Source organism: Streptomyces sp. NPDC002513, from assembly GCF_053595355.1.
The window spans coordinates 1-20616 of the sequence record NZ_JBSFXK010000079.1 but is presented as its reverse complement, the minus strand read 5'-3'; the positions used below and the strand labels follow the sequence as shown (position 1 = coordinate 20616).

At 68.0% G+C, this 20616-nt stretch carries 30 protein-coding genes, 2 other RNA genes and 2 pseudogenes; 25 read left to right on the top strand and 9 right to left on the bottom strand.

Annotated elements, in window-relative coordinates:
• Positions 1-48: 48 nt before the first annotated feature.
• From ACWD5Q_RS32100 to ACWD5Q_RS32020, 17 genes are all read left to right on the top strand, one after another.
• Positions 49-369: a hypothetical protein gene (locus ACWD5Q_RS32100; protein ID WP_451430593.1), complete on the top strand. Its 321-nt coding sequence runs from the start codon at positions 49-51 to the stop codon at positions 367-369.
• 5 nt (positions 370-374) lie between these two features.
• An RNA gene (locus ACWD5Q_RS32095) (hammerhead ribozyme type II) lies at positions 375-437 on the top strand.
• A gap of 20 nt (positions 438-457) precedes the next feature.
• On the top strand, positions 458-1189 hold the full coding sequence (locus ACWD5Q_RS32090) for a DUF2786 domain-containing protein (RefSeq protein ID WP_451430592.1): 732 nt from the start codon (positions 458-460) through the stop codon (positions 1187-1189).
• Positions 1190-1266: 77 nt separating this feature from the next.
• Positions 1267-1515: a hypothetical protein gene (locus ACWD5Q_RS32085; protein ID WP_451430591.1), complete on the top strand. Its 249-nt coding sequence runs from the start codon at positions 1267-1269 to the stop codon at positions 1513-1515.
• On the top strand, positions 1512-1925 hold the full coding sequence (locus ACWD5Q_RS32080; RefSeq protein WP_451430590.1) for a hypothetical protein: 414 nt from the start codon (positions 1512-1514) through the stop codon (positions 1923-1925). Before ACWD5Q_RS32085 ends, ACWD5Q_RS32080 begins: the two co-directional genes overlap by 4 nt.
• A gap of 110 nt (positions 1926-2035) precedes the next feature.
• Complete coding sequence (locus tag ACWD5Q_RS32075) at positions 2036-2257, top strand: hypothetical protein (protein WP_451430589.1); 222 nt, start codon at positions 2036-2038, stop codon at positions 2255-2257.
• A gap of 58 nt (positions 2258-2315) precedes the next feature.
• Positions 2316-2383, top strand: an RNA gene (locus ACWD5Q_RS32070) — hammerhead ribozyme type II.
• 18 nt (positions 2384-2401) lie between these two features.
• A complete protein-coding gene (locus ACWD5Q_RS32065) occupies positions 2402-2620 on the top strand; it encodes a hypothetical protein (RefSeq protein WP_451430588.1) in 219 nt (72 codons plus the stop codon).
• The gene (locus ACWD5Q_RS32060; RefSeq protein WP_451430587.1) at positions 2620-4677 is read left to right on the top strand and encodes a DNA cytosine methyltransferase; all 2058 of its coding nucleotides are present in this window, start codon (positions 2620-2622) and stop codon (positions 4675-4677) included. The genes ACWD5Q_RS32065 and ACWD5Q_RS32060 overlap by 1 nt, the downstream gene beginning before the upstream one ends.
• Before the next feature lie 19 nt (positions 4678-4696).
• Positions 4697-5257, top strand: a complete 561-nt coding sequence (locus ACWD5Q_RS32055) for a deoxynucleotide monophosphate kinase family protein (RefSeq protein ID WP_451430586.1) — start codon at positions 4697-4699, stop codon at positions 5255-5257.
• A gap of 63 nt (positions 5258-5320) precedes the next feature.
• Entirely contained in the window at positions 5321-5509 is a 189-nt protein-coding gene (locus tag ACWD5Q_RS32050) for a hypothetical protein (RefSeq protein ID WP_451430585.1), read from the top strand.
• Complete coding sequence (locus tag ACWD5Q_RS32045) at positions 5506-5931, top strand: hypothetical protein (RefSeq protein WP_451430584.1); 426 nt, start codon at positions 5506-5508, stop codon at positions 5929-5931. Before ACWD5Q_RS32050 ends, ACWD5Q_RS32045 begins: the two co-directional genes overlap by 4 nt.
• 17 nt (positions 5932-5948) lie before the next feature.
• A complete protein-coding gene (locus tag ACWD5Q_RS32040; protein WP_451430583.1) occupies positions 5949-6185 on the top strand; it encodes a hypothetical protein in 237 nt (78 codons plus the stop codon).
• Positions 6182-6469 (top strand): hypothetical protein, encoded by a 288-nt coding sequence (locus ACWD5Q_RS32035; RefSeq protein ID WP_451430582.1) that lies wholly within the window; start codon positions 6182-6184, stop codon positions 6467-6469. Before ACWD5Q_RS32040 ends, ACWD5Q_RS32035 begins: the two co-directional genes overlap by 4 nt.
• Positions 6466-6648 carry a helix-turn-helix domain-containing protein gene (locus ACWD5Q_RS32030; RefSeq protein ID WP_451430581.1) on the top strand — a complete coding sequence of 61 codons (183 nt, stop codon included), beginning with the start codon at positions 6466-6468 and terminating at the stop codon, positions 6646-6648. The genes ACWD5Q_RS32035 and ACWD5Q_RS32030 overlap by 4 nt, the downstream gene beginning before the upstream one ends.
• A 38-nt stretch (positions 6649-6686) precedes the next feature.
• Positions 6687-7925 (top strand): tyrosine-type recombinase/integrase, encoded by a 1239-nt coding sequence (locus ACWD5Q_RS32025; RefSeq protein WP_451430580.1) that lies wholly within the window; start codon positions 6687-6689, stop codon positions 7923-7925.
• 23 nt (positions 7926-7948) lie between these two features.
• Complete coding sequence (locus ACWD5Q_RS32020; protein WP_451430579.1) at positions 7949-8482, top strand: hypothetical protein; 534 nt, start codon at positions 7949-7951, stop codon at positions 8480-8482.
• 204 nt (positions 8483-8686) lie between these two features.
• On the opposite strand, the pseudogene ACWD5Q_RS32015 reads toward ACWD5Q_RS32020, so the two are convergent.
• The 5 genes and pseudogenes from ACWD5Q_RS32015 to ACWD5Q_RS31995 all read right to left on the bottom strand — a co-directional run.
• Positions 8687-8980, bottom strand: a pseudogene (locus ACWD5Q_RS32015) (VapC toxin family PIN domain ribonuclease); the annotation flags it as partial.
• A gap of 48 nt (positions 8981-9028) precedes the next feature.
• A pseudogene (locus ACWD5Q_RS32010) lies at positions 9029-9196 on the bottom strand (carotenoid oxygenase family protein); the annotation flags it as partial.
• Positions 9193-9447, bottom strand: a complete 255-nt coding sequence (locus ACWD5Q_RS32005; RefSeq protein ID WP_451430578.1) for a hypothetical protein — start codon at positions 9445-9447, stop codon at positions 9193-9195. The pseudogene ACWD5Q_RS32010 and the gene ACWD5Q_RS32005, both read right to left, overlap by 4 nt.
• A 130-nt stretch (positions 9448-9577) precedes the next feature.
• Positions 9578-11092 (bottom strand): MDR family MFS transporter, encoded by a 1515-nt coding sequence (locus ACWD5Q_RS32000; protein ID WP_451430577.1) that lies wholly within the window; start codon positions 11090-11092, stop codon positions 9578-9580.
• An 83-nt stretch (positions 11093-11175) separates the two neighbouring features.
• Entirely contained in the window at positions 11176-12384 is a 1209-nt protein-coding gene (locus ACWD5Q_RS31995; RefSeq protein ID WP_451430576.1) for a cytochrome P450, read from the bottom strand.
• Positions 12385-12676: 292 nt separating this feature from the next.
• Between ACWD5Q_RS31995 and ACWD5Q_RS31990 the strand changes: the two genes are divergently transcribed.
• Genes ACWD5Q_RS31990 through ACWD5Q_RS31970 form a run of 5 tightly spaced genes read left to right on the top strand, consistent with a single transcriptional unit; the run spans position 12677 to position 14508 of the window.
• A complete protein-coding gene (locus tag ACWD5Q_RS31990; RefSeq protein ID WP_451430575.1) occupies positions 12677-13390 on the top strand; it encodes a class I SAM-dependent methyltransferase in 714 nt (237 codons plus the stop codon).
• Between the two features lie 20 nt (positions 13391-13410).
• Positions 13411-13608 (top strand): ferredoxin, encoded by a 198-nt coding sequence (locus ACWD5Q_RS31985; RefSeq protein WP_451430574.1) that lies wholly within the window; start codon positions 13411-13413, stop codon positions 13606-13608.
• Entirely contained in the window at positions 13605-13784 is a 180-nt protein-coding gene (locus tag ACWD5Q_RS31980) for an FAD-dependent oxidoreductase (protein WP_451430573.1), read from the top strand. The genes ACWD5Q_RS31985 and ACWD5Q_RS31980 overlap by 4 nt, the downstream gene beginning before the upstream one ends.
• A 4-nt stretch (positions 13785-13788) precedes the next feature.
• Positions 13789-14178 carry an FAD-dependent oxidoreductase gene (locus tag ACWD5Q_RS31975; RefSeq protein WP_451430572.1) on the top strand — a complete coding sequence of 130 codons (390 nt, stop codon included), beginning with the start codon at positions 13789-13791 and terminating at the stop codon, positions 14176-14178.
• 12 nt (positions 14179-14190) lie between these two features.
• Positions 14191-14508, top strand: coding sequence for an oxidoreductase C-terminal domain-containing protein (locus tag ACWD5Q_RS31970; RefSeq protein ID WP_451430571.1), 318 nt, complete (start codon positions 14191-14193; stop codon positions 14506-14508).
• On the opposite strand, the gene ACWD5Q_RS31965 is transcribed toward ACWD5Q_RS31970, so the two are convergent.
• The 3 genes from ACWD5Q_RS31965 to ACWD5Q_RS31955 are packed head-to-tail and all read right to left on the bottom strand — an operon-like array spanning position 14473 to position 17158.
• Positions 14473-15378: a Gfo/Idh/MocA family protein gene (locus ACWD5Q_RS31965; protein WP_451430570.1), complete on the bottom strand. Its 906-nt coding sequence runs from the start codon at positions 15376-15378 to the stop codon at positions 14473-14475. The genes ACWD5Q_RS31970 and ACWD5Q_RS31965 overlap by 36 nt on opposite strands.
• Positions 15375-16382, bottom strand: a complete 1008-nt coding sequence (locus tag ACWD5Q_RS31960) for a Gfo/Idh/MocA family protein (protein ID WP_451430569.1) — start codon at positions 16380-16382, stop codon at positions 15375-15377. The genes ACWD5Q_RS31965 and ACWD5Q_RS31960 overlap by 4 nt, the downstream gene beginning before the upstream one ends.
• 53 nt (positions 16383-16435) lie before the next feature.
• Positions 16436-17158 carry a class I SAM-dependent methyltransferase gene (locus tag ACWD5Q_RS31955; protein WP_451430568.1) on the bottom strand — a complete coding sequence of 241 codons (723 nt, stop codon included), beginning with the start codon at positions 17156-17158 and terminating at the stop codon, positions 16436-16438.
• Between the two features lie 239 nt (positions 17159-17397).
• Between ACWD5Q_RS31955 and ACWD5Q_RS31950 the strand changes: the two genes are divergently transcribed.
• From ACWD5Q_RS31950 to ACWD5Q_RS31940, 3 genes are read left to right on the top strand one after another with little or no spacing between them, the layout of a single operon-like run.
• Positions 17398-18609 carry a cytochrome P450 gene (locus ACWD5Q_RS31950; RefSeq protein ID WP_451430567.1) on the top strand — a complete coding sequence of 404 codons (1212 nt, stop codon included), beginning with the start codon at positions 17398-17400 and terminating at the stop codon, positions 18607-18609.
• A 23-nt stretch (positions 18610-18632) separates the two neighbouring features.
• A complete protein-coding gene (gene fabG / locus ACWD5Q_RS31945; protein WP_451430566.1) occupies positions 18633-19388 on the top strand; it encodes a 3-oxoacyl-ACP reductase FabG in 756 nt (251 codons plus the stop codon).
• Positions 19389-19433: 45 nt separating this feature from the next.
• Positions 19434-20201, top strand: a complete 768-nt coding sequence (locus tag ACWD5Q_RS31940) for a thioesterase II family protein (RefSeq protein WP_451430565.1) — start codon at positions 19434-19436, stop codon at positions 20199-20201.
• A 52-nt stretch (positions 20202-20253) separates the two neighbouring features.
• On the opposite strand, the gene infA is transcribed toward ACWD5Q_RS31940, so the two are convergent.
• Positions 20254-20478: a translation initiation factor IF-1 gene (gene infA / locus ACWD5Q_RS31935; RefSeq protein ID WP_451430564.1), complete on the bottom strand. Its 225-nt coding sequence runs from the start codon at positions 20476-20478 to the stop codon at positions 20254-20256.
• Between the last annotated feature and the right edge of the window lie 138 nt (positions 20479-20616).

The following is a 20616-nucleotide window of genomic DNA, read 5'->3' as shown; positions in this document are numbered from 1 at the left end:
GAATCCCCCCTCCGGGAGAGGCGGCTCCTACCTACTCGAAGAGGACACATGTCCGAGTGCGACTTCTGTTCCATGCCTATGGCTCGATGGCTGTATATGCCCCAACTCCGGGCTCAGGTTGCCCTATTGAGTGAAAACGGCGTGCTGGCCACACTCCCCAACGATGGCCGTTGGCGTGCCTGCGACCTCTGCGCCGATCTTGTCGACACGAACGACATGGAAAGGCTAGTCGCCCGCTCCCTGACCACCCTGCGTGTCCTCGGTGCACCGATGCCTACCGAGGGATTGGAGCTTGAGCAACTGGCCACGGTCGTAATGGCCAACTTCGCCACCGTTCTGGCTGGCGACCCCACGAAGCAGCCGCTGTGAGTCATTGGCGAAACCCCTTCGGGGGTCGGGGCGGGGTGGTTCCCGCTTCCTGACGATGCCAGCCGCATCAAGGTTCCACGAGGTACACATGAACAACAACGAGCAGTCGAATCCGATGCTCGCGAGAATACGCGCACTCCTGGCCAAGGCCGAAGACCCCGCTGCCTCCCCCGCAGAGGCCGAGGCGTACTTCGCGAAGGCCGCTGAGATGATGGCGAAATATGGGATTGAGCGGGCGATGCTCGCCGACTCCGATCCGGCTTTGGACCGTGCCGGTGACCGCGTGATCGTCGTCGAGGGCGCATACGCCAATGACCGGATGTACCTTCTCGGCTACATTGCCGACGCCCTGAACTGCCATGGGGTCACTAAGGACAAGAGGCGAGGGAGGACCGAGGTCCACCTCTTCGGCTACGAATCCGACCTCGACCGGGTGGAGATGCTGTTCACCTCGCTTCTGCTCCAGATGTTCAACGGCATGCGGCAGGGCCGCCCTGGCTTCGGGGAGAAGCTGATCACCTACCGGAAGTCGTGGATCGCCGGATTCATCCTGACCGTCCATGACCGGCTCAAGGAGATCGAGGCCCGCGCACGGCAGGAAGCCCCGGCAGCGGCCTCGGGTCGATCCGCTGAGTTGGTCGTCGCCGACCGCAAGAGTGTGGTAATGGCGCGTTTTAACGCCGCCTACCCCGACGCCCGTAGCTCGGGACGCAACACGACACGACGCGGTACCGGATACGCCGCCGGTCAGGAAGCGGCCAACCGTGCCGACCTCGGGCAGACCCGTGTCGGCCAGCGCCGCCGCGTGCTGAGCGCCTGACTCCTCATTCATCGGCCGCTCCCGCTCCCCCCGCTCGGACGGGGGCGGCCCCTGACTGCTGCCCGAAAGGCGGACACATGCACGACATCAAGAAGAAGGCCCGCGCCGTACTGGAGATCACTCGCCAGGTCGAGGCGTGGCGGGAGGACTACGACCCCGGAACCGACGAGTGGCACACCTTGTGCACCCTCGCGGACGCGGCCGAGACGCTCGTCTTCGCCCTACCGATCGAGATGCTTCCCGATGAGGAAGTCCGCACAGTCACCCCATACGAGACTCAGCTCGTGAAGGAGCTCCTGGAACTGCTTAACGGGGGCGGCAAGTGAGCTGGAAGTACGAGGTCTTCGTCTGCGCGGTGAAGAACGCCAACAGCCACGGCCTCTACTGTGACGAACAGTTTGAGAGCGCTGGGGAGTTCTGGGACTACGGCTTCATTGACGCCTTCCACCGTGCCCACGAACTCGCAGAGCGGGACGGGCACGCCATGGTGCAGAGCACCTCCCCGCACACTGGGAAAGCCCTCCTTGCCTATCAGCACATCCGCGGTGGCGGCCTCTGTGAGGAGTGCCCTCCCCGGTTGCGTCGACGTGGGCTTTGGATGAACGGCCTGCTCGGCGACCGATTCATATGCGAGCCGTGCGCCGCTCAGCGCCGCCGGGAGTGGGGCAAGCGGAACGGCTGGCCCGACACCGATTGCACCTGGTATCGCCCCGTGATCGAGAACGCCGCTCGGTGATGCACGCCCTCAATCAAATTCCGTGCGTCGAGTGCCGCGACGTGGCCGAGCTACTCGACGAAGACCTGACTTGCGGCCCGTGCCGCAATCGAATCCACCTGGGAGCAACCGTGCTTGAGACGCGAGCCGTAACTGTCCGCTTCGAGGTCCAGGAGACCGTGACGGTCGACGTGGAAGCCGAGCTGGCGGTCCCCGTCGACATCGTGGACGACGACGAGGCCCTTCAGGAGTGGCTCGACGATCACGAGGACCTCTGGGCCAGCGAGGTCAACGCGGACGACGCCCACAACGTCGATCGCGAAGTGATCGATGTGTACGGCACCGACGCCTGATCGGTCGTGACACAGAGCGCCCGCCCCTCGCCATCGGAAGTGGCGGGGGACGGGCGCCTGGCGAAACCCGCTGGTGAGGCGGGTCGCGAAGCGGTGGTGCGCTTCGCCTGATGATGCCAGCCAGCATCGCTTCCAAGGATACCGATGCCCCCTACCTCTGCCCCCGCGCAGACCGAACCGCCCGAGAACGTCGTCCGCTGCGTCGAGTGCGGCGGCCCTATCCGCTACATCGACCGCAAGCCGTACGAGTGCGCCGGCTGCGGTCGCCCCATCTACATGGGCGACGGCCTGATATGCCCCGGCTACCACTGGGAGACCGTTGCCGACTGGCTTTCCAGCGTCGAGACCGTGGACCTGGACTGATGTCCCCTATATGTCTCGACACGGCTGGGGCACTCGGAACCCCTGATGAACTGGACCTCGACGACAGATCGCCCGAGGAGTTGGACGAGATCGCGGCTCCCTGGCCTGCGCACTGGCTCTTCCCTCCGGAGCCGGGCGATCCAGACCGCGTGATCAACCTCTTCGCGGGGCCGGGAGGTTGGGATGCCGGAGTGCGCGACGTGCTCCAACACGACCTCGACACCGTTGGTATCGAACTGCACAACGACGCCTCGGCCACCGCTCGCGCGGCGGGGTTCAAGCGGATCGTCGCGGACGTTCGGAGCCTGGACCCGAAGCATCCGGCCCTTCGCTGGGTGCGCGGGCTGATCGTCTCGGCTCCCTGCCAGTGCTGGACCCCGGCAGGGAAGAGGGCCGGGCTGGACCCGCGGAATCAGGACCTGTTGCTCGACGTGTTCACGATGGCCTTCGAGGCGACCTTTGGGCACTGGCACGACAGCGGTCCGTGCGAATGGCAAGGGGAGTGCCTCATCTGCGGCAACCCGGACTGGGACGGCCTTTCCAGCTTCACCGGCCCTCTGCTCACCCTGGACGAGGTGCGGGCCCCGATAGCCGAGATGACCGACGAGCGGATCGGCCTGATCGCCGAGGTGCTGATCTGGTCGCTCACCCTGACCGCCCTGTGGGACAACCTCCGCTGGCTGGCCATGGAACAGAGCTCGGCCCTGCCGGAGACGATCCTCGACGGGATACGCGAAGAGCTGTGGTCGGCGGACTGGTGTAGCGCGGAGTACCGCGTCCTGGACGCCGTGGACTACGGGCTCGCATCCCGAAGGAAGCGCGTCTTCCTAATGGCGGCCCGGCACTCCTACGTCGACATGGCCGTCCTTACCCCCAAGCAGCCCCTGTCGACCACCACGGCCGCCGAGGCCCTCGGTTGGCCCGCCGGCATCCGGGTCAACACCCGAGGCGTCCGCAAGACGGCGGGCGGGAACTGCTGGACCGCGGACAAGCCCGCGACCGGCATCACCTCGAAGATCCGCGGTTGGTACTGGGAGCACGACAAGGACCGGAAGTTCTCGCTCGACGAGGCCGGACTCCTGGTCGGCTTCAGCCCCGGCTACCCGTGGACTGGATCCCGGTCGAGCTGCACGCAGCAGATCGGAGATGTCGTCGCCCCGCCCATGAGCTGTGTCGTCATCGGCGCCCTCCTCGAACAGCCGTGGGAAGACCGGCTCCGCACTTACCTCACCAAGATCTATAACCGCCCGAAGGAGAAGAACATGAACCCCAACGCCACGACTGAGATCGAGACCGAGTACGGGAATGTCACCGTGCGCCGCGTGGCGAGCGACGGAGTACCCGAGCGGGAGCGCGCGTGGACCACCTCCTACGAGATCACCGGCCCACGCATCGCGGGCCTGGTCCATGTCCAGCCGCAGTTCACTCGGGACAAGGACTTCGAGCTTCTGCCAAGCGAGGTCAACCTGTTCGTCAGCTCGGGCAGGCACTCCACCCGGACCGCCCACCTGACCATCAACGGCATCGACCTGGACGACACGAACCTGTACCACATCACCAAGCCAGAGGACGCGGGACGATTCAGGTTCCGCAGGAAGACCGACGACTGGCGCCGCTCGGAGATGTCGGACGCGGGCAACCAGCGGACACAGGCCGCTCTCCGCGCGGTGCTCGAAGCCCACTATGCCGACGAGCTCCACGTGCACGACCAGGCCGCCGTGTACTCAGAGGCACGCAATCCGGGCCGCATGGCGGAGACGCTCCGCACCATCGAGGCGAAGATCGCGGAAGCCGAGGCGCTGGAGAAGGCGATCGAGGAACTCCGGGAATGGTTTGGCACCCTCGGCGACCTTCAGCGGCTCGCTGCCGCTCAGCGGCCGGCCGCACCCATACCCGATAAGCCGGAGGAGGCCGCCGCCTCCGTGGCCGAGCTGCGGGCGGCGACAGACTCCGGGGCCGTACCGATCGCTACCCGCTCGAATTCGGTCGCTCTGTGGCCCCACGAGATGGCGGAACGGCTCGGCACCCCTGTGCTCCAACTGACCGCCACGGCGTGAAAGGACTCCGCTAACCAATATGAACACTCCGCTGATCGGCTTCGCGGGCGCCGCTGGCTCCGGCAAGGACACTGCGGCCTCGTTCCTCGTCGAGCGCGGCTGGTGCCGCAAGGCGTTCGCCGACCCGGTGAGGGACATGCTGTACGCCGTCAACCCAGCCCTGATCGACTCCGAGAGCGAGGCTGGCAAGACCACCGTCGCGTGGGAGGTGGACCGCCATGGATGGGACTACGTGAAGCGCGAGTTCCCGGAAGTACGGGGCTACCTCCAGCGGCTCGGCACCGAGGCCGGCCGTCAGGTGCTCGGTGCGGACGTGTGGGTGAACGCCCTGTTCCGTGACTGCGAGACGTGGACGGAGCCCACGGTCATCAGCGACGTACGGTTCCCCAACGAGGCCGACGCCATCCGGAAGCGCGGGGGACTGGTGGTCGAGATCCGGAGGCCCAGTCAGGCCCTCATCGAGGACTCTGACCACATCAGTGAGAACGCCCTCGCCGACTGGGACTTCGACGTGACGATCCTGAACACCGGCTCCTTGGAGGGGTTCCGGTCGAGCGTCGAGGCCATCACGCCCACCTGATTGCGATACTTGCGCATGCTTCCCCGATTGCGTAATCTTGACCACGGAAGAGAAGGGAGCCTCGTGAGTACCACCATCAACAGTCCTGCCGAACTCGACGAGTTGCTAGACGGCTCCGAGTTCGAGGACGCCGAGGGCGACAGTGGCCTGAAGGTGAACGGGCTCGCCTATCTCGTCCCAGGGTTCGCACGTCCCGTGCGGTCGGACTTCTTCGCCTATCCCGTCTCGGTGAAGGGGATCGGCACCGCGTGAGGATCACCCCCCGCAGGGAGGAGATCGACGCGGTGAAGGCACTCCTGGAGGACCCCGGCTTCGACAACGCCGACCAGATGGCCAAGGCGCTGATCAAGGAAGTCGGGGAGATCCTCCAGATGCGCGACTGGCTCGCCCTCGTCCACACCTGGCACGACGGAAGTCGCGGGCTGAACTTCGCGCCGTTCGGCAACGAAGCCGAGGCCCGCGCCTTCGCCTCGAAGATGGCGTTCGGCGGGACCGGCCGCCTCGTGAAGCTCCATTCGCCCGGCCTAATGCTCGCCAACCACGACGGCAAGAGCTGGAAGGGCTTCTGCCAGCACCCCGAGTGCGGCCATGCCCCGTTCACCCACTCCGCCGCGAGCGCCGCACGGGGCGCCTGCCAGATACCGACCTGCCCATGCAGCAAGTTCCGCAAGTAGACCAAGGAGAGTCAGGCATGACCATCAAGGCCGTCGACTTCCGCACGTGCGAGTGCGGCGCCAAACGCGCCTTCGAGGGCGAACGCGTTGCCGAGAAGGCCCTCGGCAGGGCACAGGCGAAGCGGCACCGCGCGGGGGACCGCCGAGGATCGCGGCGTGGCCTGTACTGCGAGAACCGGTACTACGAGTGCGAGTTCGGAATGTATCACCTGACCTCGCGGTCCCGCAGTGAGTTCCACGGGGCCGCGGCTTGAGCCACCGCGAGAAGGCGCTCAAGAACGGCTGGGGCTGGGTTCTCGGGATCTCCGGCCAGGAGTGTCGGGTGTACTCCCAGCCCGGCCACGGTCCGATGGAGGACCCAAAGGAACTGCTCGACGAGGCGGCCAAGCTCCTCGGCCTCTCCGATCCGGCACTCGTACCGGCCCGCATCCGCAGGCTCAAGGCGGACCAGAAGAGGGCACTGAAGTCGGCCGCCCTCGCATGGGAGACAGTGCACTCCCTCACCGACGCCCAGCGCGGTGAGAGGCCCGCCCCTTGAGCCGGGGCGGCAGTAACCGGCTTCTCACGCCGGAAGAGGTGGCCGCCTGGCTGAAGGTCAGCGAGAACACCGTCAAGAACAAGTACCGGACGTGGGGACTGCGGCCCCAGAAGGTTGGCCGCCTCCTCCGATTCCGTGAGCGCGACATCGTCGCGTACCTCGACGACAACTACGGGTAACGGCTGCTTTGCCATGCCCCGGCAAGAGAGAGGGGCCCATGGCTACCGTTTTTCAGAGGTGCAAGACCGACAAGAGAAGCCCGCTCTACCCCTGCGAGGGGGTTCGCTGCGGCCACGAGTGGACGGTCAGGTACAGGGAGCCAGGCGGGCGCACGGCCCGACAGCGCGAAGAGAGCTTCACCAAGAAGACGGCGGCGGACAACTTCGCCAACAAGATCGAGAACGACAAGAGCGTAGGGACGTACATCGACCCCAACGCGGGGAAGATCACCGTCCGGGCTTACGTGGAGGACTGGCTAGGTCGCCGCGTGATCGGGGACTCGACGTACTCGAACTATCGCGGCTTCATCGACAAGCACCTGATACCCCGGCTGGGCCGCAAGACGATGGCCGGAGTCGCGAAGCGGGATATCGAGCACTTCAAGGCGGCCATCAGCAAGGAGCTCGCCGCCAGCACGGTGTACGACCGCATGAAGATGGTGAAGCACATCTTCTGGTCCGCCAAGGAAGAGAAGATCATCCAGGAGGACCCGACCAAGGAGGTGAAGAACGCCCCCGGCAGCCATGCGGTCGACGAGGACGAGATCCCCACCCTCCCCGAGGTCCGTCTCCTTCACGAGCACATGTCTCCGCAGTACAAGCTGACCGTCTGGCTCCAGGCCGGGGCAGGGCTGCGGGTCAGCGAGGCCCTCGCCTTCCACACCGGGTGTCTCCGCGACGATGTGATCCGTGTGCGCTGGCAGATCAGCTCGAAGGCCCATCGGGAGGACTGCAAGACCCGCCTCGTGCCGCTCAAGCACCGCGAAGAGGGCGAGTACCGCGACGTGCCAGCCGCGCCGTTCGTCTGCGACGAGATCGACGCCCACGTTGAGCAGTGGGAACCGATCCCGCTCACCTTCCAGAACGCGGCGGGGAAGGCGCGGCAGGTCGAGGTGTACTTCGCGCCCCGCGAGCGCGGGAAGGGCGTCATGCCCACCGCCAACACCTACACGTACCACTTCAAGAAGGCGTGCAGGCTGGCCGGGCTCGTCGACGCCGAGGGGAAGCCGAAGTACCACCCGCACTCGCTTCGCCATTTCTTCGCCTCGACTGCGCTGGCGGCCGGCATCCCGATCCACGAGGTCTCCCGGTGGCTCGGACACAAGTCGATCAAGACCACCGTCGACATTTACGGCCACCTCGTCCCCGAGGCGTGGGATCGTTGCCGTGCCATCATCCAGAAGGCCATTGGCCCGGAGAGCTTGGAGGACGCCTCCGACTACGACACTGCGGCCTGATTGCGGGTGGGAGAATCCGCCTCATGGCTGACGAGGACATGCCCGGCGAGGATCTTGCCCCGGTCCATGCTGCCCTGGGGCGCATGGTCTACACGGCTGCAACGGTCGAGATGACGGTCGAGATAACCGGGGTGCTGTTGGCCGCCGATGAGGGTGAGGCGGCCAAGCTCAAGGGAGAGTCGATCGGGGGCTTGAAGAAGCTCACCCTGAAGTACGCGACGTCAGCTAGCTACCTCACCCCTCCGATGCGGAACGCTCTAGATGTGATCCTCACTGACGTGGGGGCTGGCATGAAGCACCGCAATGCCTACGTGCATGGGCCTTGGGGGGAACTCGATGGGGTGCTCAGCGCGATGAACAGCAAGCCCTTCGGTATCGAGCCGAGCGGCTTCAGGATCAAGACTGTGAGCGTGGAGCATCTTGATCAGCTCACTGCCGAGCTGGTTGAGCTGCGCGAGCGGGTGATGGTGTGGTGGAACCGGGCGTGGGCGCTCAAGCATCCTGACGCGAAGGTCGAGGGGCTGGAGCCGGACACAGCGCCTGCCTACCCGGAATGAGTGTGCTGGATAGGTTCCGACCGTGCTGGATCTGTGCTGGATGAGAGCTTGAGAAGCCACGTTTTCGCAGGTGGCAGCTCTGCGTCAGACGTTCCGCTTCAACGTTTAGGCAGCGCCTTAGCGCACGGCGCTGACCTGCGGGTTTGTGTCACGTTCAGTGTAGAGGGGCGGTCTCGGCTGGTGCCGGTGAAATCGTGGGTCATCAGCGATCATCAGGTCCGCCACCCTGCGACGCGGTGTGCGTCCCGAGCTGATGACCGCCGCGCAGATCCGGCCGTGGATGCCGGCCGCTTCCGCGTCGAAGGGGATCGGGCCGAACTCGTTCTCCGCGCGCTGGAGCACGTCGAGGCGGCGGGCACGCTCGGTGTGCTCGTCGTAGTCATCCTACTCCTCGTTCCTGCGCACCTCGTGAGGACCGGCGGGGAGCCCGGCCGGCGTGATCGCGCTGAGGGCGATCTCCGCGGGGAGCTCGTCGGGATCAAGCCACTTGCGCAGCACCCCGAGCCGCGGTGTGCGCTCCGGCTCCCGGACGTACGGCGGGGACGAAGAGGAGGAGGAGGACGTAGCGGCATCCGGGTTGAGGACCACCGGCAGGTCGTACAGCAGCACATACGACGAGGTGAGCGAGAAGTCGTGCATCATCGGCCGCCCGTCGACGGGAATGTCGACGTGTCGCCGCACCCGACCGTCGACCTCCACCACCAGGTACTTCACATACGGATAGGCCCAGCAGTACGCCACCGCGTGCAGCTCACCGGGTCGACGGTGGTGTGCGCGGTGAACCCGCCCGGCGGCGTGCCCTGGAAGTCGTACGAGGCAAGGGTGTTGAGGTCGCCGTCCAGCTCGTACGGGAGCGTGCCGCCCTCGACGGTGGCGGGATACCGCGCCGCGAAGTTCAGCATGTGTGTGTTCGGCGCGAAGTCCATGTCGAGATGCCCGCCGCGCAGCCGCACCCCGTGCACCATGCCGAGCCCGCTGAATCAGTAGGTACGGGTTTCCCGGCGCGGTGTGCTGATCGGCCATGATGGCCTCCTCGGCGGGGCCGGTGAGGGGGGTGGGCCAGGTCTCCACCATCCAGCCGTACGCGGACGGCCCCTACGCCCGGCCGGCCTCACCCGATCCGGTCGCGGCGATGTCAGGAGTGCCGGCAGTGCCGGGCTTGTTCGCCGGGGTCAGTGCGCCGCGTTGGCGCAGCGGCACCTCGACGATGAACAGCGCAGCCACGAATGCAATCGCGCACAGCACCGCGGCCCAGGTGAAGATGGACTGGATGCCCGCGGTGAAGGTGTGCAGATCGGGGGCGCGGAGCGCCGCCGGGTTGCGGCGAACGCCGGCCGCGGCGGTGTGGCCGACCTGAGCGTTGAACAGCGCACCGAACAGGGCCACGCCGAACGAACCGCCCAGGGTGCGGAACAGAGTGGTGCTGCCGGACGCGGCGCCCATGTCCTTCATCTCCACGCTGTTCTGCGCGATCAACGTGGTCGTCTGCGCCATGAAGGCGATGCCCGCGCCCAGCACGGCCATATAGACACCCGACGTCAGCCGGCCGGTGGTGGTGTCCATCGTGGCAAGACCGATGCAGGCGGCGGTGAGCAGGGCGCTGCCGAGGATCGGATAGATCTTGTACCGGTCGCTCAGCTTTCGCAGCCGCCCGCCGAGCTGTGACACGATGAAGAGAGAACCCATCAACGGGAGCAGCAACTGCCCCGAGTTGGAGGCCGAAGCGCCTTGTACGGTCTGCTGGAACAGCGGCAGGAACGTGATGGCGCCGAACATGGCGATGCTGCCCACGACCGTCATCACCATCGCGAGCGTGAAGTTGCGCTTGGCGAAGAGCGCCGGCGGCATGATGGGCTCCGGCACCAGGGTCTGCGACCACACGAACACCGGCAGGCCGATGACGGCGACCGCCAGGGGGACGAGCACGTGCGGCGAGCCCCAGGCGTACTGGGTGCCGCCCCAGTTGGTGACGAGCACGATCGCGATGGTGGTGGCCATCAGCAGTGCCCCGCCGACGTAGTCGACCTTCGGATTTTTGCGTCGCACCGTCAGCCGCAGCATCACCTGGCACCAGACCAGCGCGATCACACCCACCGGGAGATTCAGATAGAACGCCCAGCGCCAGCCGAGGTGTTCGGTGATGAAACCGCCGACGATCGGGCCGCCGATGTTGGCCATCGCCATCACCGTCACGCTCATGCCCGCGTATTTGGCGCGTTCCCGGGGAGCGACCAGCTCGCCGATGATGGCCAGAGCGCCCACGCCCATCCCGCCGGCGCCCAGGCCCTGCAGCGCCCGGAAGGCGATGAGCTCGTTCATGGTCCCCGCGACCCCGGACAGCCCTGAGCCGAACAGGAAGACCGTGATCGCCGCCAGGAAGAACGCCTTGCGGCCGTAGAGGTCGCCGAGCTTGGCCCAGATCGGCGTGGAGGCCGCCATGGCCAGGGTGTAGGAGGACACCACCCAGGACAGCTGGCTCAGGCCGCCGAGTTCATGAGTGATCGTCGGCATGGCGGTGCCGACGATCACGGTGTCGAGCGTGCTGAGGAACATCGACAGCATGATCCCGAGCAGGACCCATCGGGTGTTGCGGGGTGGCGCTGTGGCCATGGGGGGGCCTCGCTTCGATCGGAGACGTACGGTTCGGGAGCTGACTTGCCGTCACGGTCGCGGGCGTGCCGGGGGGCACACCGTCAGGACCACGCGACCGGCAGCGACTGCAGGCCGTAGATGGTGGATCCGGTGCGGATCTCGATCTCCTGCTGCGGTATCGCCAGCCGAAGCTTCGGCAGCCGGGTGAACAACTCCCGGTATCCAACACGCATTTCGAGCCGGCCCAGGTGGTGACCGAGGCACCAGTGGGCGCCGTGCCCGAAGGCCACATGGGGGGTGTGTTCCCGGGTCACGTCCAGCCGGTCGGGGTCGATGAACTGCCGGGGATCCCGGTTGGCCGCCGCGAGCGAGCACACCACGGTCTCGCCCGCCCTGACCAGCTGCCCGCCGACCTCGAGATCCTCGGTGGCGGCCCGGAACGCGCCGAACTGCACGATCGTCAGATAGCGCAGGATCTCCTCGACGGCACGGTTCACCGTCTCCGGGTCGCGCCGGATCGCGGCGGCCTGCTCCGGGTGCTGCAGCAGCAGGAACGTGCCGAGCGCCAGCATGCTCGCGGTGGTGTCATGGCCGGCCAGCAGGAGCAGGCGGCCCATCCCGGCGACTTCCTCGTCGGTCAGGGTCGGATCCGAGGTCATCAAGCCGCTGAGCATGTCGTCGCCGGGCTGCTTGCGCTTACGACGCACCAGCTGCAGCACGTACTCGTTGGTGGCGATGACCGCCGCGGCGATCTGCGCGGAACGCTCGGCCCGCTCACGCGGCAGGTTGGTCTGCGGGGTGCCTTCCGTGAACCGCTGGAAGTCGCCCCGTTCGTCATAGGGCACACCGAGCAGTTCGCAGAGCATCAGGGACGGTAGCCGCTTCGCGAACGCGCCGACCAGATCGGCGGTGTCGCCTGCCCGCTGCATCTCGTCCAGGGTGTCGGTGGCGTGCTCGTGGATGCGGGGTTCCAGCGACTTCATCCGTCGTACGGTGAACTGGCCGGTCAACTGGCTGCGATAGCGGGTGTGGTCCGGCGCGTCCATCTGCAGGAAGAAGCCGGGCCTCGGCTGCCGTGCGGCTTCCGGGAGAATCCGGTGCGGCGAGGTGGTCTTGCGCGCGTCGGCGCTGAACCTGGGGTCTGCAAGGACGGACCGGACCAGTTCATAGCTGGTCACCACCCAGCCCAGCGAACCGTCGGCCAGGATCATCCGGCTGATCGGCTGGTTCTCCCGCAGTACGCGGTAGTCCTCGGGCGGGTCGAAGGGGTTGGGCCGGTTCGTCGGCAGGGGCGCCGCTTCCATCGTCATCCTGGTGGTCCTTCACCGTCGTGTCGGGTTCGGAGCGGGGTGTCGCTCCAGCCGGGCGCGTGCCTCGATCACTGCGACGTTAACCAGCGCTGGACGGGCGGCCAAGGGAATCGATCAAGGACCGTCAAGGTGGGGGATGGCGGGCCGTTCGCCGCCGGGGCGGAGCCCCAACTCCCCATCCCCACCGAACTGTCAGGCCGGGGGACGTGCCCGGGGGCCGGCCGTCGTTATCGTCCGACCTCGGCGCCGCAGGCATGGGGACGCTGTGACTTGCTTCGAGAGGTGGATGGCAATGACTGTTGTGGGCACTGGGTCCCGGCGGCGCTGGGCGCCGACCATCACGCCCGCGAACGGACGGGCCACGCCGTGGGACATCGGTGGGCCGCAGCCGGTTCTGGTGGCGCTCGAGGACGCGGGCCAGATCGGTGGCCAGGTGCTCGACGCCGGCTGCGGGCTCGGCGACAACGCGATCTTCCTTGCCTCGCGCGGCTATCGGGTCACCGCCGTCGACGAGGTCCCGAGGGCCATAGAGGAGGCGGAGAAGCGGGCCGGGGCCAAGGGAGTTCAGGTCGATTTCACCCTCGCGGACGTCACCACCCTGGACGGCTTCGAGGGGCGTTTCGACACGGTCGTCGACAGCGCGCTCTACCACTGCCTGACCGCGGAGAAGCAGCGCCGCTATGTCGCCGCCCTGCACCGCGCCTGCAAGCCCGGCGCACGGCTGCATCTCTTCTGCTTCGCCGAGGAGCAGACCGCGGCCTTCCCCGTCATGCAGCGGATCAGTGAGCGAAACCTCCGGGAGACCGTCGGCGGGCAGTGGAACATCACCTCCCTGAAACAGGCCTGGTACAAGACCGCGCTCACCCCTGAGGACGGCCGGCAGATGATCGGCTTCGGGTCTCCCGAGGAAGCCGTCGAGACCGTGGAGCGGCCGGAACTCGACGAACTCGGCCGGCTCAAGGCGCGCGTCTGGCAGCTCACCGCCGAACGCGTCGACCAGCCGTAACCAGCGGTCGGGAGGAGGACATGCGCGTCATCGTTGATGAAGACAGGTGCATCGGCTCCGGCCGGTGCGTGCTGGCCGTGGCGGCCGTGTTCGACCAGCGCGACGACACCGGCATGGTGCGGCTGCTCGACGACACCCCGTCGGCCGCGTCGCATGACCTGGTCCGGCAGGCAGCCGTGCTCTGCCCGGCGCTGGCCATCACTGTCGTCGAGTCATGACCGGGTCGCGCCGGATCGCCGTCGTCGGAGCGTCCACCGCCGGCCTCACCGCCGGGAGGGCCCTGCGCAACCAGGGCTACGAGGGCACGCTGACACTGATCGGCGACGAACCACACCTCCCCTATGGCCGGCCGCCGCTGTCCGAGCAGAGCCTCGCCGGAACCTGGAAACCCTGACCGGGTGGCGCTGTGCGGTGCCGACAGCCTGAGCGGACTCGGCGCGGACCTGCTGTTCGGCCGGTCCGCCGTCGGCCTGGATGTGGCGGACCGGCAGGTTCTGCTGGACAGCGGCGTCCGGATCGGCTTCGACGGCCTGGTCATCGCCACCGCTGTCACCCCGCGCCGGCTACCCGGCGACGACCTGGCGGGGGTCCATCTGCTGCGCACCCTTGAGGACGCGCCGGCCCTGCGGGTTCAGCTGCGGCTCAGGCCCACCATGGCCGTGGTCGGCGCCGGCTTCCTCGGCACCGAGGTGGCCGCCGTCGCCCGCGGGATGGGCCTGGGCGTCACGCTGATCGATCCGCTGTCCGCCGCCATCTGCCGTCAACTCGGGCCCAGGTGGGCGAGGTGATCAGGCGGCCGCATGCCGAACGCGACCGAGCAGGTGCCAGCCGTGGCCGGCAACCTGCTCGGCGCCGCAAAGGAGTTCGCCCCGCTCCCGTACCTCTGGAGCGACCAGTACGACGCCCGGATCCAGGGATACGGTGTGTTCCCCGAGGGCGCGGAGATCTCGGTGCTGCACGGACAGCTGTCCGATCGAGCCTTCGTCGTCGGGTACCGCCGGCGCGGCAAGGTCGTCGGGGTACTCGGCCTGAACAGCCCGCGGGACCTGCGTGAACTGCGTCGACTCGTGGTCGACGGCGCCTCACACCAGGGCGACCGGCCGGCCCCTGTGCGCTGAACGGCGGGCGGCCAGCACCACCCGCAGCACCCGCAGGCCTGCGGCGCCATCGGGTGCGGAGTGCTTTCCCGCGCGCACTCCCGTCACAAAGCGGTCGAGCATGGCGGCGTACAGAGCGGACTCCCCGGTCTCCCAGCGCTCCCGCCCGACCGTGGCATCGCATCTGCTGAGCAGCCGGCCACAGGGCTCGAACTCGACCTGGCCCGTGGTGCCGTACACGCTGACCAGCGGCCCCTGGGCAGCGGCCGACTCCTCGGCTCTGAGGTCGAGGGCCGCCGTCGTCCCGCTTTGGTACGTCACCGAAACGAGCGCGGCACTCTCGTCGGCGTGGGCCTGCGCGTACACCTGCACCACCGGATCCTGGCCGAGGATGCCGTCCATCAGATCGGCCAGCCGCGCCAGGCCTTCGGCCACCGGCGCGGTCGTGTGCACGCCGTCCAAGGCCAGCACCGTGCCGAGGCCGCCGTCGGCGACGAGCCGCCGCAGCGCTTCGAACGCCGGGCCGCACCGGCCAGGACCGCTCATGACCAGGCCGACCCCGGCCCGCGCGCACGCCTCGATCATGGCGACGGCATCCTGCTCGGCGGGGGCCAGCGGCTGCTCGCACAGCACGTGCGCGCCGGCCGCCGCGGCCCGCTCCACCAGGGCACGGCGCCCGGCGGGGGCGCCGCTCACGACCACCGCGTCCGGCTGCGCGGCGAACGCCTCGTCGACGGTACCGACGGGGATCCCCAGCAGATCGGCGATGCGCCGTCCCCTGGCCCGGTCGTCGTCCGCCGCGATCAGTTCCACATCGGAGCGCTCGCGCAGCAGCCGGGCGTACTCCTCGGCGCGTTCGTGCGCGAACGACAGGATGGCCACCTTCGTCATCTCTGACCACCTTCCATACCGTGATTGCCGTACGAGTGGGAATGCGAGTGGAGATCGATGGCCCGGCCGGTCCATGCGGACTCCGCGGCGGCCTCGGTGATCCACGCCACCGCCACCGCGTCCCGCCCGGTCACCCGGGGCTCGGGACCGCCGTTCACCGCGGCCGCGAACTCCCGTATCTGCGCCACGAACGGTGACTCGCCGAAGGCCCGCGGCACATCCGCCACCGACCCTCCGGTCACCCGCAGCGGCTGGGGCCAGGTGGAGTCGTACCGCAGGGAGCCCCTGTCACCGGACACATGAAAGGTCGACCGATGACGGGTCGGTTCCGGCGCCCAGCCGCAGACCACCTGGCTGATCGCCCCGCCGGCATGTGTCAGCACCGCCGACCCGATCGCCACGGTGCCCGCCGGGGCGGGCGTGGCCAGGGCGCCACGATAGGTGGCGTGCACCCGCGTCACCTCGCCGAAGACCCAGTGGGCGAGGTCCACCCCGTGCGCCATCGCGTCGCTCAGGACGCCTCCGGAGCGGGCCGTCAGTGTCTCGGAGTACGCCCGCGGGTGGTAGCCGACGCTGGTGAACCGGCCCACGGCGCCGGCACCCGTCCCTGCCGCGACCAACTCCCGCAGTCGCGCGTACGCAGGGGCGAACCGGGTGCCGTGCGCCGGATAGACAGGTACACCGGCCGCCTCGGCCGCGGCGACGATCTCCTCGGCCTCTGCGGCGGTGGCGGCGAGGGGCTTCTCGCACACCACCGGGATGCCCGCGGCGATGGCAGCGAGCGCGATGTCCCGATGACAGGAGGTGGGGCAGCAGATGTCCACCGCTTCGGCACCGTCGAGGGCCGCGTCGATCGTGTCGACGACCTCGACGCCGAACTGAGCGGCTAGCGCGGCCGCCCGCTCGTCGTCCGTGTCGTGGACGCGCACCCGGGCCCCGGTCCGTATCCACGCGTCGAGGTGGATACGCCCCATCAGCCCGGCGCCGATGACACTCACGTCCATACCTGGTGCCGCCCCTTTCATGTCTGCCGGTGGTTCCGTACGGTCGGGAGAGCTCAGCCCAGTCGGGCCTCCAGGTGCCAGGCGTCGAACCAGATCGCGCCGTCGTCGTCGATCTCCACACCGGGGCAGAGCTTGCCGTCGGCCGGGATCTCCGCGCCGATGCCCGGCACCCTGGCCTGCAACCGCTCGAAGTCCAGCGTGGTCTGGTAGCGGACCTTGTTCAGCGCCTCGACGGTCCACGGCGCGACGAAGTCGGCGCGCAGCGTCTCCTCGGTGACCGGGACGAGGAAGTGCGCCTCTGGGAGCTCGTTGGTGAAGCTGAGCAGGTGCAGACGGGCGCCCGGCTTGCTCACCCGCGCCAGCGCCGCGACGTACTCCTTGCGGTCCGAGGCCGTGAGGCAGTGGTAGAGGCCGCTGTCCAGGATGGTGTCGAAGCGGTCCTCGTAGCCGGCGAGGCTGGTCGCGTCGGCGACGGCGAACTCCACGTCCACCCCGGCCTCGGCGGCGCGGTCCTTGGCGGTCTGCACCGCGGTCGGGGCGCTGTCGATGCCGGTGACGGTAAGACCGGTGCTCGCCAGGTGGATCGAGTTGTCACCGAGGCCGGAGCCGATGTCGAGAACCGCCCCACTGAAGGCGCCCCGCGCGGCGAGCTCCACCACGGCGGACTGGGCCCGGCCGATGTCCCAGGGAGCGCGCCGGGCACCGACCGTTCCGGGCAGGTAACCCTTCTGGTAGCCCTGCTCGAAGGTCGTGGCTTCGGCTTGAGTGGTCGTCATGCTGTGCTCTCTTTCCCTCATTGGCCAGAACGCGGCCACCATATGAGGCTGTTGCAGCCGCTCAATATCCTCAAAGCGACTACTTCGGCGATGGGATTCCGCATCCCGCCGGCCGCCAATTCCCTGGCCATACAGGGCTGTCAGGTTGGGGGATGGGTGTTTAACCGGCCGCTATTAGCCTCGGCTCGGACCGCCGATACCGCGCGGCGCGGCCGTGTCCACGTAGAGGATGAATTCCCATGACCGAGACCAGCTCAGAGCCGATTTCCTACCTGCAGCACTGGGATCGCACCGAGCCGTTCGACCCGCCCGCGATCGTCACCGAGTTGAGCCGCACCCAGCCGCTGGCGCGGATGGTGTACCCGGACGGCCACGTCGGCTGGCTGGCGACCAGTCAGGAGCTGGCCCGCGAGGTGCTCAGCAGCCATGCGTTCAGCCACAACTTCCACACGGCCCACGTTCCCCTGACCAAGCGGGGCGAGGTCTTCCCGTCGGTGCCGATCGTCCCGGGCGGCTTCATCCACATGGACCCGCCGGAGCACACCGGCTACCGCACCTTGCTGAGCGGCGAGTTCAACCGTCAGAGCATGGAGGCGCTGGCTCCGGAAGTCACCAGGACGGTCACCGAGCAGCTGGGCCAACTGAAGGGGAAGGGCTCGCCGGTGGACCTGCTGCCCACCTATATACGGCCGCTCGCGCTGCGCGTGCTGTGCCGGGTGCTCGGAGTCCCGTACGAGGACAGCGCCATCCTGCTCGCGCTCACCGACACCACCAATGACGAGAGCATGGGCCTTGAGGAGGAGCGCGAGGCCACGACCAAGGCGTTCTTCTACGTACTCGACCTGGTCGGGAAGGCCAGGACGGCACCGGGCGACAACATCATCGGCCGCCTCGCGGCCCATCCCGAACTCACCGACCGCGAGATCACGAACATGGTGGTGATCGTCTTCGCGGCGGGCTTCGCCAGCTGCGAGGCGGCTCTGGCCATGTGCCTGCTGGCGCTGCTGCACCACCGTGACCAGCTCGCGGCGTTCCGCGCCGCCGCCGGTGCCGGTGAACAGGCGGGTCCCATCGAGGAGTTGCTGCGGTACACCACGGTGAACCAGTTCCAGATCTTCCGCACCGCGCTCACCGATGTCCGGCTGGGCGGAGAGCTCGTCCGCGAGGGCGACACCGTGACGGTGGCCCTGCCCGCGGCCAACCGCGACCCGGCCAAGTTCTCCTGCCCCGAGCGGCTCGACCTCGGCAGCGACGCGTCCGGCCACCTCGCCTTCGGGCACGGGGTGCACGCGTGCGTCGGTCAGCGACTGGCCCGCCTCGTGCTGTGCGAGGCGCTGTCGCAACTGGTCCTGGAACTGCCCGACTTGGCGCTGGACGTGCCGCTCGCCGGGGTGCCCCTGCGACTGCGCACCTCGGTGCTCGGCCTGGTGCGGCTGCCGGTCCGGTTCTGACGGAGCGAGGACGGAGCGAGGACATGACGTACGCGGGTGCAGTCGCCGTCGTCACCGGCGCCGGCCAGGGCATCGGCGCGGCCGTGGCCTGGCGGCTGGCATCCGACGGGACGGCCGTGGCGGTGCTCGACCGCACCGAGGCCGCCACGGCCGACACCGTGGCGGCGATACGGGCGGCCGGGGGCACCGCCCTGGGCATCGCCTGTGACGTGACCCGCACCGCCGAAGTGGACGCGGCGGTCGAGCGGGTGGCCACCGGGCTCGGCCCACCGGAGGTCCTGGTCAACAACGCGGGCATCATCCGGGACAACCTGCTCTTCGCGATGAGCGACGACGACTGGGACGCGGTCATCGATGTCCATCTGCACGGCACGTTCCGGTGTGCCAGAGCCGTAGCACGGCACATGCGGGAACACGGGCGCGGCCGCATCGTCAACGTCAGCTCGATCGCCGCTCTGGGCAATCCGGGACAGGCGAACTACGCGACCGCGAAAGCCGGGATACAGGGGCTGACCCGGACCCTGGCCATCGAACTCGGCCCCTCGGGAATCCGCGTGAACGCCGTCGCCCCCGGGTTCGTGAACACGGCCATGACCGACGCGGTCGCCCGCCGCATCCGCAGGGATCCCGCCGGGCTCCGTGACCTGGCGGCGGCACGGGCGCCGCTGCGCCGAGTCGGGGTGCCCGATGACATCGCCGGTGTTGTCGCCTTTCTCGCCGGCCCGGACTCCGGGTACATCACCGGCCAGACGATCCAAGTCGACGGTGGGCCGCAATAGGTTCGGCCGCCCGGCTCCGACTCCTCTCTGAACAGGATGAATTCCTTGGCTTCCACCGATCACCCCGAGCAGTGGTTCAGGTACTACTCCCGAGTCGGCGACGCCCCGATGCGGGTCGTGTGCTTTCCCCATGCCGGGGGATCCGCCCCGTTCTTTCTGCCGCTCGCGACGCGGCTCGCCCCGGGCATCGAGGTCGTCTCGGTTCAGTACCCGGGGCGCCTCGACCGGTACCGCGAGCCGCTGATCGACGACCTCGGCCTGCTCGCCGACATACTCCATGAATCCATCGGCTCGATCGACGAGAGGCCGACCGCGCTCTTCGGCCACAGCATGGGAGCGCTGATCGCGTTCGAGGTCGCCCGCCGGATGGAGTCCGACGGCACGGCACGCCCGTTGGCGCTGTTCGCCTCGGGCCGGCGGGCGCCGACCACGGTCCGACCGGAATCGCTCGATCTCACCGATGACCAGCTGAAGGCCCAGTTGAGCGGGCTCGGCGGCACCAGCCGGGCGCTCCTGGACGACGAGAAGGCGATCCGCCCGATCCTCCGGGTGATGCGAAACGACTACCGGGCTGTCGAGAACTACGCGTACACGCCCGGGCCGAAGCTCAACTGCCCGATTGTCGCGCTCATCGGCACGGAGGACTCACGGGTCACCGTTCCCGAAGCCCGCCTGTGGGAATCCGAGACGAACTCCGAGTTCCTGCTCAAGGAATTCCCCGGCGGCCATTTCTATCTGACCGACGCCTGCGCCGATGTGGCCTCCGCGATCACCGAAGTCCTGCGGAATTCCGAGGAGATCTCGCGGATATGACGCCCGGGGCAGCTGCGACCGGGCGGATGCCGGTCGCAGCTACCCGCGTGGGTCAGGTGCGGTAGCGGAAGAGGATCCGGCCGCGGGTGAGGTCGTAGGGGCTGAGCTCTACGAGCACCCGGTCGAAGGGAAGAATCTTGATGTAGTTCTTCCTGATCTTGCCGCTGATGTGCGCGAGGACCTTGTGTCCGTTCTCCAGTTCAACCGTGAAGGTCGCATTGCGCATGCACTCGGTCACGGTGCCCATGAGTTCGATGCCGTTTGCTGCTTTTGTCATGCTTCTCACACTTCTGTGAAGGCTGACCACGTGGTCAGGGGAGTTCGAGTTCCAGGTTGGTGCTGATGTGCTGGGCGCCGATGGTGGTGAAGAGGGTGGTGGCGGGGGTGTTGGACTCGTTGATCTCGGCGGTGGCGG

Coding starts and splice junctions, on each gene's coding strand:
- ACWD5Q_RS32100 (WP_451430593.1), top strand. CDS start 49: ATGTCCGAGTGCGACTTCTGTTCCATGCCTATGGCTCGATGGCTGTAT.
- ACWD5Q_RS32090 (WP_451430592.1), top strand. CDS start 458: ATGAACAACAACGAGCAGTCGAATCCGATGCTCGCGAGAATACGCGCA.
- ACWD5Q_RS32085 (WP_451430591.1), top strand. CDS start 1,267: ATGCACGACATCAAGAAGAAGGCCCGCGCCGTACTGGAGATCACTCGC.
- ACWD5Q_RS32065 (WP_451430588.1), top strand. CDS start 2,402: ATGCCCCCTACCTCTGCCCCCGCGCAGACCGAACCGCCCGAGAACGTC.
- ACWD5Q_RS32060 (WP_451430587.1), top strand. CDS start 2,620: ATGTCCCCTATATGTCTCGACACGGCTGGGGCACTCGGAACCCCTGAT.
- ACWD5Q_RS32055 (WP_451430586.1), top strand. CDS start 4,697: ATGAACACTCCGCTGATCGGCTTCGCGGGCGCCGCTGGCTCCGGCAAG.
- ACWD5Q_RS32040 (WP_451430583.1), top strand. CDS start 5,949: ATGACCATCAAGGCCGTCGACTTCCGCACGTGCGAGTGCGGCGCCAAA.
- ACWD5Q_RS32025 (WP_451430580.1), top strand. CDS start 6,687: ATGGCTACCGTTTTTCAGAGGTGCAAGACCGACAAGAGAAGCCCGCTC.
- ACWD5Q_RS32020 (WP_451430579.1), top strand. CDS start 7,949: ATGGCTGACGAGGACATGCCCGGCGAGGATCTTGCCCCGGTCCATGCT.
- ACWD5Q_RS32005 (WP_451430578.1), bottom strand. CDS start 9,447: ATGGTGCACGGGGTGCGGCTGCGCGGCGGGCATCTCGACATGGACTTC.
- ACWD5Q_RS32000 (WP_451430577.1), bottom strand. CDS start 11,092: ATGGCCACAGCGCCACCCCGCAACACCCGATGGGTCCTGCTCGGGATC.
- ACWD5Q_RS31995 (WP_451430576.1), bottom strand. CDS start 12,384: ATGACGATGGAAGCGGCGCCCCTGCCGACGAACCGGCCCAACCCCTTC.
- ACWD5Q_RS31990 (WP_451430575.1), top strand. CDS start 12,677: ATGACTGTTGTGGGCACTGGGTCCCGGCGGCGCTGGGCGCCGACCATC.
- ACWD5Q_RS31985 (WP_451430574.1), top strand. CDS start 13,411: ATGCGCGTCATCGTTGATGAAGACAGGTGCATCGGCTCCGGCCGGTGC.
- ACWD5Q_RS31980 (WP_451430573.1), top strand. CDS start 13,605: ATGACCGGGTCGCGCCGGATCGCCGTCGTCGGAGCGTCCACCGCCGGC.
- ACWD5Q_RS31970 (WP_451430571.1), top strand. CDS start 14,191: ATGCCGAACGCGACCGAGCAGGTGCCAGCCGTGGCCGGCAACCTGCTC.
- ACWD5Q_RS31965 (WP_451430570.1), bottom strand. CDS start 15,378: ATGACGAAGGTGGCCATCCTGTCGTTCGCGCACGAACGCGCCGAGGAG.
- ACWD5Q_RS31960 (WP_451430569.1), bottom strand. CDS start 16,382: ATGGACGTGAGTGTCATCGGCGCCGGGCTGATGGGGCGTATCCACCTC.
- ACWD5Q_RS31955 (WP_451430568.1), bottom strand. CDS start 17,158: ATGACGACCACTCAAGCCGAAGCCACGACCTTCGAGCAGGGCTACCAG.
- ACWD5Q_RS31950 (WP_451430567.1), top strand. CDS start 17,398: ATGACCGAGACCAGCTCAGAGCCGATTTCCTACCTGCAGCACTGGGAT.
- fabG (WP_451430566.1), top strand. CDS start 18,633: ATGACGTACGCGGGTGCAGTCGCCGTCGTCACCGGCGCCGGCCAGGGC.
- infA (WP_451430564.1), bottom strand. CDS start 20,478: ATGACAAAAGCAGCAAACGGCATCGAACTCATGGGCACCGTGACCGAG.